11 protein-coding genes and 2 pseudogenes are annotated in these 15,844 nt (G+C 66.2%); 7 read left to right on the forward strand and 6 right to left on the reverse strand.

Annotated elements, in window-relative coordinates:
* Positions 1-105: 105 nt before the first annotated feature.
* A complete protein-coding gene (locus ACTRO_RS00920) occupies positions 106-1,029 on the forward strand; it encodes an AraC family transcriptional regulator (protein WP_051450100.1) in 924 nt (307 codons plus the stop codon).
* Between the two features lie 426 nt (positions 1,030-1,455).
* Here the strand turns inward: ACTRO_RS00920 and ACTRO_RS42510 are convergent, their stop codons facing one another.
* Complete coding sequence (locus ACTRO_RS42510) at positions 1,456-1,704, reverse strand: LacI family DNA-binding transcriptional regulator (RefSeq protein WP_051450101.1); 249 nt, start codon at positions 1,702-1,704, stop codon at positions 1,456-1,458.
* 184 nt (positions 1,705-1,888) lie between these two features.
* Between ACTRO_RS42510 and ACTRO_RS00930 the strand changes: the two are divergent.
* A pseudogene (locus ACTRO_RS00930) lies at positions 1,889-2,239 on the forward strand (L-rhamnose isomerase); the annotation flags it as partial.
* 179 nt (positions 2,240-2,418) lie between these two features.
* On the opposite strand, the gene ACTRO_RS00935 reads toward ACTRO_RS00930, so the two are convergent.
* The 5 genes and pseudogenes from ACTRO_RS00935 to ACTRO_RS00950 form a co-directional block, all read right to left on the reverse strand.
* Entirely contained in the window at positions 2,419-2,991 is a 573-nt protein-coding gene (locus ACTRO_RS00935) for a hypothetical protein (protein ID WP_157435624.1), read from the reverse strand.
* A gap of 546 nt (positions 2,992-3,537) precedes the next feature.
* Positions 3,538-3,738: a hypothetical protein gene (locus ACTRO_RS00940; RefSeq protein ID WP_034260498.1), complete on the reverse strand. Its 201-nt coding sequence runs from the start codon at positions 3,736-3,738 to the stop codon at positions 3,538-3,540.
* A 284-nt stretch (positions 3,739-4,022) separates the two neighbouring features.
* A complete protein-coding gene (locus ACTRO_RS00945; RefSeq protein ID WP_211244030.1) occupies positions 4,023-4,958 on the reverse strand; it encodes an endonuclease/exonuclease/phosphatase family protein in 936 nt (311 codons plus the stop codon).
* A 599-nt stretch (positions 4,959-5,557) separates the two neighbouring features.
* Positions 5,558-6,186: pseudogene (locus ACTRO_RS45055) on the reverse strand (IS30 family transposase); the annotation flags it as partial.
* Positions 6,187-6,191: 5 nt separating this feature from the next.
* The gene (locus ACTRO_RS00950; RefSeq protein WP_084315863.1) at positions 6,192-6,692 is read right to left on the reverse strand and encodes a hypothetical protein; all 501 of its coding nucleotides are present in this window, start codon (positions 6,690-6,692) and stop codon (positions 6,192-6,194) included.
* A gap of 973 nt (positions 6,693-7,665) precedes the next feature.
* Here ACTRO_RS00950 and ACTRO_RS00955 point away from each other — a divergent pair.
* From ACTRO_RS00955 to ACTRO_RS00970, 5 genes are all read left to right on the forward strand, one after another.
* Positions 7,666-9,288, forward strand: a complete 1,623-nt coding sequence (locus ACTRO_RS00955; RefSeq protein ID WP_034272439.1) for a hypothetical protein — start codon at positions 7,666-7,668, stop codon at positions 9,286-9,288.
* A 163-nt stretch (positions 9,289-9,451) separates the two neighbouring features.
* Positions 9,452-13,195, forward strand: coding sequence for a LamG-like jellyroll fold domain-containing protein (locus ACTRO_RS00960; protein WP_034260502.1), 3,744 nt, complete (start codon positions 9,452-9,454; stop codon positions 13,193-13,195).
* Positions 13,196-13,928: 733 nt separating this feature from the next.
* A complete protein-coding gene (locus ACTRO_RS45060; protein ID WP_084315864.1) occupies positions 13,929-14,195 on the forward strand; it encodes an integrase core domain-containing protein in 267 nt (88 codons plus the stop codon).
* A gap of 227 nt (positions 14,196-14,422) precedes the next feature.
* Positions 14,423-14,713 carry a transposase gene (locus tag ACTRO_RS00965; protein WP_034260505.1) on the forward strand — a complete coding sequence of 97 codons (291 nt, stop codon included), beginning with the start codon at positions 14,423-14,425 and terminating at the stop codon, positions 14,711-14,713.
* Complete coding sequence (locus ACTRO_RS00970) at positions 14,710-15,630, forward strand: IS3 family transposase (RefSeq protein ID WP_084315865.1); 921 nt, start codon at positions 14,710-14,712, stop codon at positions 15,628-15,630. The genes ACTRO_RS00965 and ACTRO_RS00970 overlap by 4 nt, the downstream gene beginning before the upstream one ends.
* The last annotated feature ends 214 nt before the right edge of the window (positions 15,631-15,844 follow it).

Raw genomic sequence — 15,844 nt, forward strand, 5'->3', positions numbered from 1 at the left:
TCCGCGTCTCCCGAGGGCCGCTAGGCTGCGATGTACCGCCGCTAGCACGATGTTGACCTGGCACTCGCGCGCTGTATCGTTCGCCGCGTGAACGACGATCTCCCCATGGATACGAGTCGGGATCTGTTCCACTTCACCGACGGCGCCCAAGCGTACGCGGGCCGATACCTGCATCTACAGGACAATCCGCTGCACACGCACAGCTTCATGGAGATCGCCTTCACGGTCGGCGGACAGGCCACGCACCACTGTCTGGCCGGGCGGAGAACGCTCGAGACCAGGGACGTCGTGCTGCTGCGCCCTGGTGTCTGGCACGGCTACGAGGACTGCCGCGAGCTCGAGCTCTACAACTGTTGCTTCAGCAGTGAGCTGCTACGCCGCGAGCTGTCGTGGATGCGCGATGACCCGCTGCTCGGCTACCTGCTGTGGGCCGGGCCGTACGCGTCGCACGGCCGCGGAACGCTCGCGTTCCGACTGGAGCCGGACACGTTCGACCTGTGCGTTCGCCAGCTCGAATCCCTCTCGGCACTGCGGCACCTGTCCCCCGGCGAGTATCGCGGGGATCTCATCGGCCGGCTGACGCTGCTGTTCGGGGCACTCGCCCGATCGGTCGCGTCAGCGGCCGATACCCAGTCGGCGAGGCTCCAGCCGTCGCACCCCGCGGTCGGCAAAGTCATGCGTTTGTTCGAGGCCGATATCGCGCGCCACTGGACGCTCGCGGAGCTCGCGGACCAGCTGCACCTGGCCCCCGGCTATCTGGTGCGGGTCTTCAAAGCCGCCACCGGGCTGCCGCCGATCGCGTATCTCGCGCAGCTCCGCGTGGAGCACGCCGCGGTGCTCCTGCTGCACACGGACGAGCCGGTCACCTCGGTCGGGCGGGCGGTCGGCTGGCCGGATCAGAACTACTTCGCCCGCCGCTTCAAGGCCCATTACGGGCTGAACGCCACGACCTACCGGCAGCGCTTTGCGACGCACGTCGACCACCACGACGGGCTCCCTGCCGCGGAGCCGATCCCCGAGGCCGGATAAGCCCCGGGAATCACCGCGTGCCGCGGAGCGTGGAGGCCCTCGCGACCAGCGCCGGCAGCACGCCGAGCGCGAGCGGGTCGTTGGCGCGGATCACGGCAGTCGGGCGGTCAGCCATGCCCCGCAGTCGCGCCCCCGCATCTTTTCCGGCGTGCGCGTCGAGCGCAGTTACGCGGACCTCGTCCAGCTGTCGGGCATGAGGCGCGCCTTGGCAAAGGATCTGAGGATCCCCTCACGCAGCCGGTCAGCGTGTCCTGAGCCGTGGACCGAGACGAAGCCGATCCGGCCATGCCCACACGAGATCAGGTCGTCAGCCGCGATCTCGCCCGACATCGCGTCGTCGAAGGCGACGAAACGCGTCCGATTCGCCGGAACCGACTCCGTTGACCAAGACGTAGGGAATCTCATGTTGCCGCAACAGCGCCGGTCCTATGCAGCGATGTACGGATCGCCCGAGTCCTGGAGGAGAAGGCCGACCACCCGGCTGCGTCCAGCCCTCAGCTGACGCGCCGACAAGCTGCGCACGTACCCGAGCTCATCGATCGCGGCGCGGACCTTGGCGGCGGTGGCCTCACTCACGCCGGCCGAGAGGTTGACGACGTTCGAGACCGTCCCCAAGGACACGCCGGCCGCCTTGGCCACGTCCTCATGCCGATCGATCAGACCATAATCGTTCACCCATCTACATGATGACACCAGCGGAGATCGACTATATTTGCAGTTCAGGCTGGCATTGTGGCACGCCAGCCCGCGAGATGGACCATTGCATTGACATGATCTCGTAGAACGTATTACGCTCCGAGCGGGTTGAAAGGATAAATCCGCTCGGCCGGCTGAGCGGCCAAGCGCCAAGGGTGGAGCTATGGCAAACCGACCTGCAGCCGTGAAGTCGGCGCTCAAGTCACAGGTGATCGAGACCCCGTCGTGGGGCTACGGGAACTCGGGCACGCGGTTCCGGGTCTTTCCGCAGGCCGGTGTGCCGCGGGATCCGTTCGAGAAGCTGGCGGACGCGGCGGCGGTGCACGCGGTGACGGGGGTCGCGGCGCCGGTGTCGCTGCACATCCCCCGGGACAGGGTCGCGGACTACGGCAAGCTCGCCGACCACGCGGCGGGTCTGGGTGTCCGGGTCGGGATGATCAACTCGAACACGTTCCAGGACGAGGACTGCAAACTCGGCAGCGTCTGCCATCCGGATGTCGGGGTGCGCCGCAAAGTCACGCCCGCATCGGCTAACGGGCCGCGGCCGCGGCTCGGCAGTCAGACGGGTATCGAACCACAGCTTCGCCGGGACAAGAACGCAGGTTCTCACCCCGGGTGTCATGGCGCTGACCGGCGACGAGCTGCTCTGCACGTTCCCGCATGGAGTCGGCGAAGCTGATGCTCAGTCGCCAGTCACTTTCCCTGATCGCCCCCGAAGAGTCCCATGGCGTCGGTTTCCCGTGCCGGCGCGATCCGGGCGAGCCAGTGCGCGGCCTCTTCCGGTTCGATCTCCCGCTCCAGCGTCAAGGTGGGCACCATGCTGACGTAGGCGCGACCATTGTTCCACCCCCGGAGCCCTTTTCGCGGGTGGACTACCAGCACCCGCATACCGTCGAGCGGCTTGATGTCAGAGGGCCAACCCTCGGGGTCGACGTAGTTGCCATGGCCGTCGAAAAGCCGGAAGCGGCGCTTGATCGGAGTGGCCAGGTTGAACGGGCCGGTCGGGCCGGCCGTGGCCGCCTGAACCCATGCCGGCCTGGGAGGCCGGGTGTCGAGCAGCCCGCCGCGCTCCTTGCCTATCAGACGGTCGGCCAGGAGGGTGTGCAGTTGGTAGTTGTCACCAACCCCGGTCATCGTCAGGTGAAAGCCGCGGCCGGAGGTCGGATCGAGCACGATCAGCGGCTCGTCGTCGCACACCAGGCACAGCCCTTGCAGCCAGTGAGCGCGGGGCAGATCCTTAGCCAGGGCCGAAGCCTCCTCGAGCACCTGTTCCCTGGAGCCCATCGCCGCCCGGAACTCACGGCTCTTGTCTCCCGAGGCTCGCCCTCTCTGACGCCGCGCTACCGCCGTCTGCGCCGTCAGCGCCGCGGTCGTGATCGGATGAACGGACTCTGCGACGAGCGATGACAGTCAGCATGGCTTGGAACTCTTCCAATTAGCTGATCCCGGCAACGCGATCATGTACACGGACAGAGGCACCCAAGGGTTCTCCCAGCGGTTCACCGAACTCTGCGACGGACTTGGGCCGATCCGCTCCCCGGGAAGGTCGGCACCAGCGCTACTACACTCATATCTTGACTACCATGGCCTGATCGATGGCGACCTGCGATCGGATACCTTGGCCACAGCGCATAGCAACCGATGTCACGCTTCAAGGACGAGCCCCGACCGCTGAACACAACGGTGTTGTATCACGCGGGACGCCATCGTCCGGCTACTCCACCCAATGCTGCTCTGCGTTCGCCCCAGTTGCTGAGGGCGCAACGTGCGGTGGCGTGATGTCTACGAGCTCAGCCGTTCGTGGAGGATCTTCTACTCGTCGCGCTGCTTGGCGATCATGTTGGTTCCGCGGCCGTATTCGGAGCGGCGTCGTCCGTCGACCCGGCCGGTCCAGGTGAAGCGGTAGGTGGCGCCGGCACAGATCAGGGGTATGACTTGGTTGATGTCGCGCGTGCTTGTGGCCCGCTCGTATTCGGCCATGAGCGCTTGGAGTTCCGTCTTCGAGTCGGTCATCGCCTGACCCTTCGCTGGTGCCAGTCGGGTCCCAACGACAGTAGCGTGGCCGGGTGCGCGACGGTCATCGTCCGCCGCGTGATGGCGGCCGCCGGAACGCGGCAGGTCAACGTCATTCGTCCTCGCCGCGCTCCGGCCGCTCCGCGTTGACCTGCCGCGTTCCGGCGGCGTTTGGGCGGCTAGCGAACGATTTCTTCCACTAGCCACGCATCCAGTGGGTCACCGACGCCATCCTCCTCTTCGCTGAGCGCATGGGAGGCATGAAGCCAGAACCACGTGGGGGTTCAGCCGATGGTCACGGTGACGGTGCCCGTCAGGACATTGTGGTCGGAGCAGGCGACGAGCGTGCCGGGGTTCGCCGACGAGGTGCAGGTGACCGGGATCGCCAGGGCGTCCGCACTGTAGGAGGTGTTGGGGGCCACGCGGGTGCTGCGGACGAAGATCTCGTCGATTTTGGCGTTGCCGCCGCAGGGCGGCGTGGCTTCCTTGGATCCAGGGGCGGCGGTGGCCTCTCCGTATCCAGGACAACGGGTGTCGGTGTCGTCCAGTTCGAAGTTGCTGCCGGTGTTGTTGGGATTAGCCACTGTGTCGATGGACGAGTCGTAGAAGTCGTTGAGGCGGCCGTAGTTCGGCTGAGCGTTGAAGTCGCCGGCGATGATGTAGGTCTCGCCCGCCGCGTCGAAGCCGTCGAGCGTGGAGCGGACGTACTCCAGTTGGCGGACGTTGTTCGCGACTCCGTCCGTCAGGTCGGGGCTGGTGGTGATGTGCACGGTGCAGAACACCATGTCTGGCTGGGCCGCGAGGGGGGCGCACAGCATCTTGCGGTCCTCGGGGCTGCCGTCCGACGGCAGGGTGTACTGCGACGAGGTCCCCAATGCCTGCTTGCTGAACAGCGCGATGCCGAAAGAGTTGTCGGTGTCGTCGGTGGTGCTTCCGCACAAGCCCGCTTTCGGGGCCTCCGACGCGGCGAACCGGGAGAAGGAGGCGGCGGTCGTCCAGGTACCCGCCAGATCGGCCTGGATGGCCTTGTACTGGCTGTAGCAGATCTCGTTGAAGGAGACGAAGTCCGCGTCGCGATTGAGGATGGAGGACACGGCGGCGCTCACCATGCCGTCGCTCGTCGAGCCGGCGTTCATGACGTTGCCGGAGACGTTCCACTGCCAAACCGTGTACGTGGCCGTGGTGGTGGTGTCCGCGGAAGCCGCCGGAGCCGCGGCCACGGGAGCTCCCAGCACAAGGGCGGCTACGATCAGGCGGAGGCGCTGGCGCACAGATTCCCCTAACGGGCGATGCGATGCGGTCCGACCGCATCGCAGAAGACTTATTGACGTAACGAGTATACACATACGAGTTAAGGACCTCAAGAGCCATGATGTTCGACTACTGGTACGTCGCCGGTAGCTCACGCGCGTCCCGGATGTCGTGCGGAACAAGTCAGGCGTCTCGCGCAGGAGGGTGATCGTCGGGGAAATATGGGTACACGGTATTCAAGTGGCCTTTTGATCCCCGAAACGGTTGATCTATGCCGCGGCGCGACCGAATGACCACACTTCACGCGCACTTGGGCGGGGGTGGGGTAGTCGACGGTCGAGTGCAGTCTCCTGCGGTTGAAGCCACCTGCGATCCACCCGAACATCTGGCTTCTCGTCAGCTTCCGGCTCGTCACTCCCAGACCTCGATCTCGCTCTTGAGCACGGCGAAGAAGCTTCTCGGCCGCAGCGTTGTCAAAACAGGACACTGTTATACTGGCATCCTGCCGCATGCCGATCCGAGTCAACTCGTCACGGAAGGCTCTCGACGTGTATTGCTTGGGTTCGAGGGTTGTTGCAATACCGGCTATTGATACTGAGTTTAGCTGCTCCCCAAAGACTTCGGCCGGCGTCCACCAGCCGAGGATCTTAGGCGTGCGTTGATCGCCAAGGCGACGGCCTGGAGATCCTGGGTCGACCACCGGGACAGATCGGTGCCCTTCGGAAAGTACTGACGCAGCCAGCCCATTCGTGCTCTGGTTCGTCGATCGCTGTCACGGTGAGTGCGGATCGGCGACGAACACCTTCGTCCCGGTATCGAGTGTGAACTACACCTGCCCGGACGGTTCCTTCCCGCGGTCCCAGGCCAGGGTCTTGCCCGGTTACCGGGGGGAGCTTCGCCATCGACGCCGCCAACGCGGCGTTCATCGCGACGGCGCCGTAACCGCCGAGCGAGGGACCGTTCCTCACGGGCGGCTCCTCGCCCGTGTCGATCGCGGACCGGCCGGTTCCGATGACCAGGTCGCCCTCCCAATGCCCGGGTACCGCGCGGTTCGCTGCCTCGGCGGGCCGCCCGGACAGGACAACAGCGACGGTGATACGCCCTCGCGCGTTGTTGCGCGACCGTGCCCGAGGCTCTCGCAGGGCCCGGCCGGGTGCGCAGGCACGTAACCAGTTCCCGCTTGAGCGCTCCACGCCCTCGATCTAGAGCCTCACCAGGTAGCCGGGAGCCGGGCCGTTGAGCGCCGTGATCGAGCCACCGCTCACCCACGCGCTTGTCGGCTTAGCCCCGACCGGAATTTCGAAGACTCCATTCACCGGCCCCGCAGCACCCGGGTTGATACCGAACGTCGGACTCGGCTGACCCCGCTGGAACCAGACCTGTGCATAATCAAGCTCCAAGTCCTGATCGTTTGATGTCTCGACGTATTGGACGGCGCCGACATTGAGGCCAACCCCGTAGTTAGCGCTCCAGGTCGCCGACGCGTCACCGACGTTCTGAGCGGTCATCGACACCACGCAGAATTGGCTGCCGCCGGCGGGAGTCGGCGGCGCACTGCTCGTGCCACCTTGCTCCGCGTAGGCGATCACGGCCGGGTCCAGGCCCTTTCCACACACGACGCTTTTCACGGTGAGCTTGAGCTTCGACGGCTGAGCGGTGTTGCTCGAAGGGAACGTGATGGTGAACGGCTGGCCGACGTCCACCGTGCCGAGTACCTGGGCGCCGGGGGGCGCGCCGGCAGCACCAGTACCAGGGGCCTGGGGGGAGGTCGCTTGCGGAGAACTCGAGCCGTTCCCGGACGAACAGCCCGTCAGTACGAAGGCGGAACCACAAACGACGCCGGCGGCGATGCCTGCGAGTCTGCGCATGCCGGTCAGCCTCCGAATGCATGGCGAAGATCCATCTCGATCATCTTCAGTCTGCGGCGCCCGCTTGGCACCTCAGCTCAGCGCACGGGCGCCCGAATGGCTGAAGGCGCGCCGGCTCACGGCCAGGCGCGTACGGAGCGAACACCTGCCGAAGCCCGTTCGCGGCGAGGAGAATCCGGCCGGACGAAGGAGAACCCGATGAGCGGGCGGGGCAGCGATCGCATAGGCGGGCTCCGGCGGCGTGACTACGGCTGTGGAGCAGGGCGATCAAGGCGGTGCTGCGCTCGCACGGTTTGTTCGTCGAGGACAGCTTCAGCGCTCTGATCGGCGCACTCGGCTTCCTGCCCGCTCTTGTCCCGTGTTTGCGAAGCCGAGACGTGAACGGCCGGCGCCATCGGGTGAACTTCGACAGCTCTGACTGGCTTGCAATCGCCGTTGGGTGCCCGGCCCCGAACTGCCCGGATCTGTCTGGTCAGGCCAGGCGGCGGCGAGGTCGTGAAAGCCCGCGAAGCGGGACTCGGGAACCATCTCATGCACCGGCCCACCCTTGAGCCGGCCGATGTCGTTGACCTCGGTCTCCGTATCGAGCAGGCGGCCACCAAGAAGCCGCGTGAGCTGCATGGACGGCGTGATCGACAAGCACAGTTATCAGCGACAACGCAAATCATGAACAGAAATACAACTGAAGTACCAGTGAGGCTGCGCCTCGGACCGCCGAGCCGGGGTGGCGTTTTCAGTGTTCGCGTGACCTCCCACCTGCGTCGATGGACGCTGCCAGCAGGTTCCCCCCTGTCTGGTGGTGGTCTCCATGGCATCGGCTGAAGCGGGCGCGCGTCCGGTCACGGTCAACGAGGTTCTCGACGGGCATGTCGCGCTCGAGATCGAGTCGCTCGACCGGGTGTATCTGAACCTGTACGTGCCCACGCTGCAGGTCTCCGGGCAAGCCGCGACGTTCCTGGGCAAGCACTGCGGCAACCCGATCCCCTCGCCTGCGGTGATGGAGCAGCGCGGCACCCGGTTCCGGGCCGCGGTGCGCGACTTCGCCGAGGCCAACCAGGTCCCGGTGCTGCGCTTCACCAAGGACCAGCGGAAGATCGACACGGTGAGTCCGCTCATGGAGGAAGCGGAGGCCGCCGGGCGCAGCCGGGTGGTGGCGGTCGGGGTGGCCCAGGAGTTCCAGCGGGTGTTCGCCGCCACCAAGGGCGAGAACGGACACGGCGCGGTCTGGTTCGACGTCTACAAGGCCGACCGGCGGGTGACCTGCTACTACTTCTACGTGTGGGATGAGGACTTCGGCCCCGGATTCATCAAGCTGTGCGCCTACTTCCCGTATCCGGGCAAGGTGTGGGTCAACGGCCACGAATGGGCCAAACGCCAGGCGACGAACGCCGGGATCGGGTTCACCGCCCTGTCCAACGGCTTCGCCGCATGCTCGGATCCGAGCGGGCTGCAGGAGATCTGCGACCGGCTCGGCCCCGGACAGATCCACGTGTTCATCGAACGCTGGCTCGCCCGGCTCCCGCTCCCGCTCGAGCCACGCGACCGGGATGCCGGCTACTGGTGGCAGGCCTCGATGCGCCAGATCGAGACCTCCCGCACCCTGGTGTTCGACGCCGCGCACCGGGCCCGCGCGTTCTTCGAAGCCCTGATCGCCGACAACCTCGATCTCGGCCGGCCGCCCAACGTGGAGATCGTGTTCAAGGGCAACCTGGCCGGGCGCAAGGCGAGCCGACCGGCCGAGAGCTACCGCACCGCCATCGACTCGAACGTCGACGGCGTCATCGTCAACGCCTTCTGGAAACACTCCCGGATCAAGCAGTACCTCAAAGACGGGCTCGCGCTGCGGATCGAGACCGTCGTCAACGACCCCCGCGACCTCGGCATCTACCGCCGCCTCGAGCACCTGAACGAACTGCAGGCCAAGGCCCGCGCCGCCAACCACCGCCTGCTGCACCAGGAAACCGTCACCCAGAACACGATCCTTGAGAGTCCAGCCTTCGCGCGGATCTCACAGCCCACCGTCGAAAACGGCGGACAGCGCGCTCCAGCCTTGCGCTTCGGCGATCCGCGGGTGATGGCCCTGGCAGGAGCTCTCGCGGCCATCGTGCACACGATCACCGGCACCTTCACCAACAAGAGCCTGCGCGCCGTGGTGACCGGGCTGTCGGCGACCGACTACACCAGCGCCCGGATGAGCTACGACCTGCGCCGACTACGCCTCAAAGGCCTAATTCAGCGAGTACCGCACAGCAACGCCTACCGGATCACCGACGACGGACTGCGCTTCGCCGTGTTCTACATCAAGGTCCACGACCGCGTGCTCATCCCGCTGCTGGCCGCCGACCAACCCCCGGCCCCACCCGAAATCCGCCAAACCCTCGACACCCTCGCCCGTCATACCGACCACTCCATCGCCCTGGCCCGGCTATAGCCAGCCTGACCAGGGACGACGAAAACTGCCTCAAACGACAAGATCTCAAACACCAAAGGGCCTAGCCGACGTCGGAGGCCCGCTGGTAAATATGATCTGAAGCTCAACACTGATACATGTGAAATGGGGGGTTGTGACCATTAAGGGCTATAGGCGGCACGTCGTGCGCCGCGTTCTCACATCGGTCATCTCTATCCTGACCGCCACAGCCGCGCTCTCGCCGCTCGGCTCGGCCGCACAGGCCGCGGACGCCACCGCGCCGCCGCCATTGAAGGTCGTCACGTTCAACACGTGCGGACAGTCCACCGCCTGCCAGTCGACAGAGGATCTGACCGACTGGGCGTCCGACCTGTCCTCGGCGATCCTCGCGTACGGGCCCGACGCCGGCAGCATCCAGGAGGTCTGCGGCAACCAGGTCGACGCGTTCAGCGCGGACTTGACCGGATACACCGTCTACTTCAACCCCGCATGGGACCTGCCGACGCCGGCCACGACGGGCACCAATAACAACCACTGTAGTCACTGGGCCTCGACCGAGAACGAGGACGAGTTCGGCGACATGATCTATGTCAAGTCGAGCGAATCGCCGGTTCTCTCCACGGACGTCATCTACCCGACGAACCCGACGGTCGAATCCCGTCCGCTCGAGTGCGTGGAGGCGACCGACTCCGGTATGCCGTATCAGTACTGCGATGTCCACCTTGACGGCGGGCTCGGCGGCGCCCCCGCCCAGGGCCTGCCCGAGGTGATCAACCGCATGCAGTACTGGGGCGGCGCGAACACCCCCACGGTGCTCGCCGGCGACTTCAACGCCGACCCCACGGACCCCAACATGGGGCTGATCTACCAGGCGCAGGACGGCAACGGCTCTTTCATCGAGGCCGAACAGTACGACAAGGCGTACTTCACGCCGCAGTGCCGCCAGCTCACCTCCTGCCGCTCCGGCGCACCGACGACATATCCCGTCCTGGGCTCGAAGGGTGAGGTCGCCGCGGGCGGTCAGGCGCGCAAGTTCGACTACATCTTCGCCACTGCCAAGGACTTCTCGGCCGATTCCGACTCGATCGTCGAGGTCAAGGCGGCCGACGGCACCGACCTGACACACAACGACCACCTGATGTACCAGGCGACGTTCGACTGGCGGGCGGCCACCACCCCGACCCCGGCGCCCGCTGCCCCGACCGTGCTCACCAACCCGCGCACGATCGGATCGGAGGACCCCTGGGCCAACGCCGTGGACTACACGGCCGGGAACTTCCTGGGAACCGGCAAGGCGGACATGGTGGCGCGCTACGCCGACGGCACCGTCATGCTCTACCCGGGGAAGGGCGGTGGCGCCTTCGGCTCAGGGCAACAGCTCGAACTGGCGACTCAGTATGGGTTCTACGCTGCGCTCGGGCGTGGCGTCGCGAGCGTGACGGCGGGTGACTTCGACGGCGACGGCGCGAACGACGGCCGGGCCGACCTCCTGGTGAGTTGGAACAACGGAGACGTCTCCCTCTCTCCGAACAACGGCTCCGGCGGACTCGGCGTGTCCATCCCGCTGCTGCCCGGCCATTCTTCGATCTTCTCCAAGATGACGAGCGTCGGGGTCGGTCACGTCCTCGGCAGCACGGACACGGCCGTGAACGACGCCGTCTTCCTTACCGCGAACCGTTCTCCGATCATTTCGCTGTCGCCGCCGCCGAGCAGCACGGCCGGCCCGCCGACCACCGCCAGCTACTCGGTCGTGGCCTACCCGATCGACCGCTCCGAGAGCGGCACCTATTCGGCGGGCTCGCCCGTCTCGCTCGACCTCGGCGGAGCGACGAGTCTGACCGACGTCGTCGACATGACGGTGGGGGACTTCACCGGGATCGGGCACGCCGAGATCCTGCTCCGGCACTCCGACGGCACACTCTCGCTCTACGGCGACAACGCCCAGAGCGACTTCACCGCCGCTCCGCTCACCGTCGTCGACAACCGGAACTGGGCCGCACTCACCAAGGCCCCGACGCCGAGCTGGCAGGGCGTGGAGAACCTCGTCGCGGGGGACTTCGACGGCACCGGCAAGGACGGCGTCGTCCTGCAGTGGATGAACGAGTATCAGGGCACGCTTGTACCGGGCCGCGGCCAGACCGAGTACCTGTCCTCGACCGGGACCGCGCCCGGAAAGCTGTTCAACGCGCCGGTGCAGATCACCTCGGGGCGCTTCGAGCCGTGGACCACGTCGGCCGACTTCGCGGCGGCGACCACGACCTCCTCGGGTGACACCGACCTGATCACGCGGGTTCAGGGGACGCCGGCGGTCGGTGACAACCCCGCGTCCGCGGGCCAGACGGACCTCTGGACCGGCCGCGGCACCGGCACGTTCGGGGAAACGGAGATCGATCCCGCGGTCGAACCGGGCTACCTGGACTGGGCCACGGCGGTGACGGTGGGCGGCTTCGGCACCAGCGGCGCGCAGGAACTGTTCGCTTACAACGCTTCCGGCGGCGGCGTCTACGCGCTAAACGCCGGCACCTCGGAAGGGCCGCCGACCACCACGGTCGCCGGCCTGCAGTCGGTCGACTGGGCCAACGTCGTGGAGGTGGTCCCGGGGACGTTCTACGCAGGCCCCTACTCCGACCTGGTGATCCGGTACGCCGACGGAAGCGTCCAACTCTTCCAGAACATCACCGGGCAGAACGGCACCAGCCCATCGGTGCCCACATTCGCCGCTCCGACACAGGTCGAGCCCACGGGCAGTGACGGATGGGGTGACGCCGAGCAGATCAGCGCAGGCGACTTCAACGGCGACGGCAACGAGGACCTGCTGGTGCGCGGGTCCGCCGGCAGCCTGCTGCTCTACCCCGGCGACGGCGCCGGCCACTTCGGCGGCAGCGTCGTCATCGACTCCGCCCCGGCGATGGCCGACCTGGTGAGCGTCGAGCAGGGCACGGTGTACGGCACCGCCGCGGGAGCGCGCAACATCTATCGGTTCTCCGACGGGGAGGCGATCATCGACAACGGCAGCACGAACCTGGTGGATCCGGGCACGCAGAGCGTCAACGGGACCTCCGCCAGTTTCCTGTTCCACTCAGACGATGACACCGGCGCGATCCAGTCGTTCAGCTACCAGCTCGACGGCGCCCCCGCCGTCAGCCTCGACGCGTTCCACGACGAGGTGACCGTCTCGCTGCAGGACCTGACGCCGGGCAGTCACACGCTGACGGTAACCGCGACGAACTCGGCGGACGTCACCTCGGCGGCGACCACGTACGGGTTCACCGACGACCAGAACACCGGACCGATCCACGCCTGGCCGCTGTCCAACGGCACCGGAATCGACACGGTCGGCGGAGCCGATCTCACCCTGTCCTCCGCCGGAACAAGCTGGACCACGGACCCCACACACGGCACCGTCCTCACGCTCGACGGCACCAGCGGCTACGGCGCAACCAGCGGCCCGCTCATCGACACCACCGGCAGCTTCTCCATCAGCGCCTGGGCCGAACCCGCAGTCAGCAGCGCCGGAGTGATCGCCAGCCAAGACGGCACCAACATCAGCGGATTCGTCCTCTACGCCAACGCCGGCGGCGGATGGACCTTCGCCATGGCCCCGACCGACAGCGCCACCTGGACCGCAGACAGGGCCAGCACCGCAAACACGACCGACAACCCGGGAAGCTGGACCTACCTCACCGCCACCTACAACGCCGCAACCGACACCATGAGCCTCTACGTCAACGGCGCACCAGCCGCCACCGGAACACACACCACCACCTGGAACGCCACCGGATCCTTCATCATCGGCCGCGACTTCGTCGACAGCGCGCCCAACGGCTTCTTCAACGGAGACATCAGCAACGTCCAAGCATTCAACTACCCCCTGAGCGCATCCCAGGTCACCGCGCTCTACGACCAGAACACCCCGCCCAACCAATAGATCAACCGACTGCACGATATCGACAGTCGCGCCCGGGGCCCCGGGTCGGGCCAACGCCCACCCGGGACCCCGCGCGCGTACGGATCTCGCGCGCACGTGCCTGAAAACGCAGAACCAGCCTGTGGTTGCCGACAATGGCATCCACGCCTGTCGGCTGAGGCCGAGCTTGCACCCTACGTGTCGGCTCCGCGATGATTATCGGCTTGTGTCTGCGGTTTCTGTTCCTTCTGGCCCTGCGACTACCGGAGTGGTTCAGGCTGTCACGCCATTCAACAGCCTCAAAGGACGCGGAAATCTTGCTGCTGCGTCACGAGATCGCGGTCCTTGAGCGCCGGAGTACCGCTCGCCCGAAACTGACCTGGGCCGATCGGGCGTTGTTCGCGGCACTGCCGGCAGTGATACCGCGTGCGCGCCACACCGGGCTGCATCTGCCGGTCCCGACCGAAGAAGGCCGGCCGCCCCCGCAGGCATCCTACGATCACCCGGCTCGTCCTGCGGATGGCCAGGGACAACGAAAACGGGGGCTACCGGCGGATCACCGGGGAGCTGGCCGGCCTGGGCATCACCGTAGCTCCGTCCACGGTCTGGGAGATCCTCAAGGAGCACGGCATCGACCCGGCGCCGCGTCGCAGCGGACCGTCCTGGGGGGCAGTTCCTGCGTTCCCAGGCCGAAGCGATCATCGCGAGCGACTTCTTCACCGTCGACCTGCTCGACGGCACCAAAGCCTACGTGATGGCCGTGATCGAACACGCCACCCGCCGCATCCACATCCTCGGCGCCACCGCCCACTGCCTCGACGGCGCCGCCGCAGAATCAATCTTTGCCACCATCAAAACAGAGATCGGTGCCGACTCATGGCCCGAAGGAGCCAGCGCCCATGGAGACATCGAAAACTACATCGCCGACTACAACACGAGACGGCTACACTCCGCAATCGACTACCAGCCGCCCGTCACGGTGCGCCGGGCATGGCAAGCCAGAATGTCAACACCAGCATAAGGCCAAGTGGTGAAAAAAACCGTGTCGACTCCATACACGCTGTGCACCCGCTCCGAGAACCGGCCACAACCCGTGCATGGTACCGGCCCGACACGCGTGGCCGGCGCGACGACCAGCGTTCCATCCAGCACGGCGACCGAAGCCACCCCCACCACCGCGAACTGGACCCCCGTCAGTCTCGTAGACATTCGGAGCCGCTAAGGTGGCTGGTCTACGGAGGTTGAGCAGTGGGAGCAGCACGGAAGAAGTACACGGCCGAGTACAAGGCCGAGGCAGTGGACCTGGTCGTCAACTCGGGGCGCCCGGTCGCTGAGATCGCCCGCGACCTCGGCATCCACGAGGCGACCCTCGGCAACTGGGTCAACCTTGCCAAGAAGAACGGCACCGTCGCCGAGAAGCCCGTCACCGCCGACGAGCGCGCCCGCCTGCGGGAACTCGAAGACGAAAACCGCAAGCTGCGCATGGAAAGAGATTTCCTAAAAAAAGCAGCCGCGTGGTTTGCCAGCCAGAACCAGTGAGGTTCGCCTTCATCTCCTCCGCCGTGGAGGAACAGAAGGAATCGGGCATACCGCGCCGATACCGCTACCCGATCGAGCTGATGTGCCGCATCCTGGCGGTCTCCCGATCCGGGTACTACGCCTGGTCCAATCGCCAGGCCTGCGCACACGCACAGCGCGACGCGGAACTGACCGCCGCTATCGTCGCGATCGACCGGGCGCACGAGGGCCGCTACGGGATCGACCGCATCCACGCGGAACTCGCCAAGCAGGGCCACGCCACCTCCCAGCGCCGCGTCCGGCGCCTGGCACGAGCCGCGGGCCTGCGCTGCGTCCACCCCGCCGCCAAGCGCACCACCACGACAACCCAGGACCCTGCGAACAGCCGCGGCCTCGTCGACCTGGTCGAACGCGACTTCTTCCCCGACACGCCGAACGAGATCTGGTACGGCGACGTGACCTACATATGGACCATGACCGGCTGGTGCTACCTCGCCACGGTGATCGACGGGTTCTCCCGCCAGGTGATCGGATGGGCCGTGGCCGAGCACATGCGCGAACAACTCGTCCTGGACGCGCTGCGCATGGCGATCGCCCGGCGCCGGCCGCATCGGGGCCAGACCGTGATGCACACCGACCGCGGCAGCGTCTACACCGGACGCGCATTCCGCGACCTGTGCCTCGACCAGGGCATCCTGCCCTCCGTCGGCAAGACCGGGATCTGCTTCGACAACGCCGCCGCCGAATCGTTCAACGCTCTGTATAAAAAAGAACTGATACATCTGTCGGTCTGGGTCGACTGCAAGGCGGTACGCGCCGCCAGCTTCGAGTACATCGAGACCTACTACAACCGCACTCGGATCCAGCGTCAGCTCGGATACCTGAGCCCAGCTCAGTACGAGTCAATATTTGACAATAAGCTTTCATTAGCTGCATAATATTGCCTGTCTACGAAACTGCGCGGCGTCCAAACTGAGAAATCGGCAGGAGCGGGGTATCCAGGTCGCACATTCACAGCGTCCTGCCACCGACCCCGGCCCACTACGGACCTCCCGAGATCAACGATCTCCGCTCACGGAAATCTTGGAAGAGCCAAAATCGAAACAGTCCCCGTCCCGACCGAGTACAAACCGTTCTACAACGAGCACCGAC

This window comes from Actinospica robiniae DSM 44927 (assembly GCF_000504285.1).
Taxonomy (GTDB): Bacteria; Actinomycetota; Actinomycetes; order Streptomycetales; family Catenulisporaceae; genus Actinospica; species Actinospica robiniae.

What these genes read in the sequence shown, in the direction of transcription:
- ACTRO_RS45060 (WP_084315864.1), top strand. Translation starts at nt 13,929, where the DNA reads ATGGCCGTGATCGAACACGCCACCCGCCGCATCCACATCCTCGGCGCC.
- ACTRO_RS00920 (WP_051450100.1), top strand. Translation starts at nt 106, where the DNA reads ATGGATACGAGTCGGGATCTGTTCCACTTCACCGACGGCGCCCAAGCG.
- ACTRO_RS00940 (WP_034260498.1), bottom strand. Translation starts at nt 3,738, where the DNA reads ATGACCGACTCGAAGACGGAACTCCAAGCGCTCATGGCCGAATACGAG.
- ACTRO_RS00955 (WP_034272439.1), top strand. Translation starts at nt 7,666, where the DNA reads ATGGCATCGGCTGAAGCGGGCGCGCGTCCGGTCACGGTCAACGAGGTT.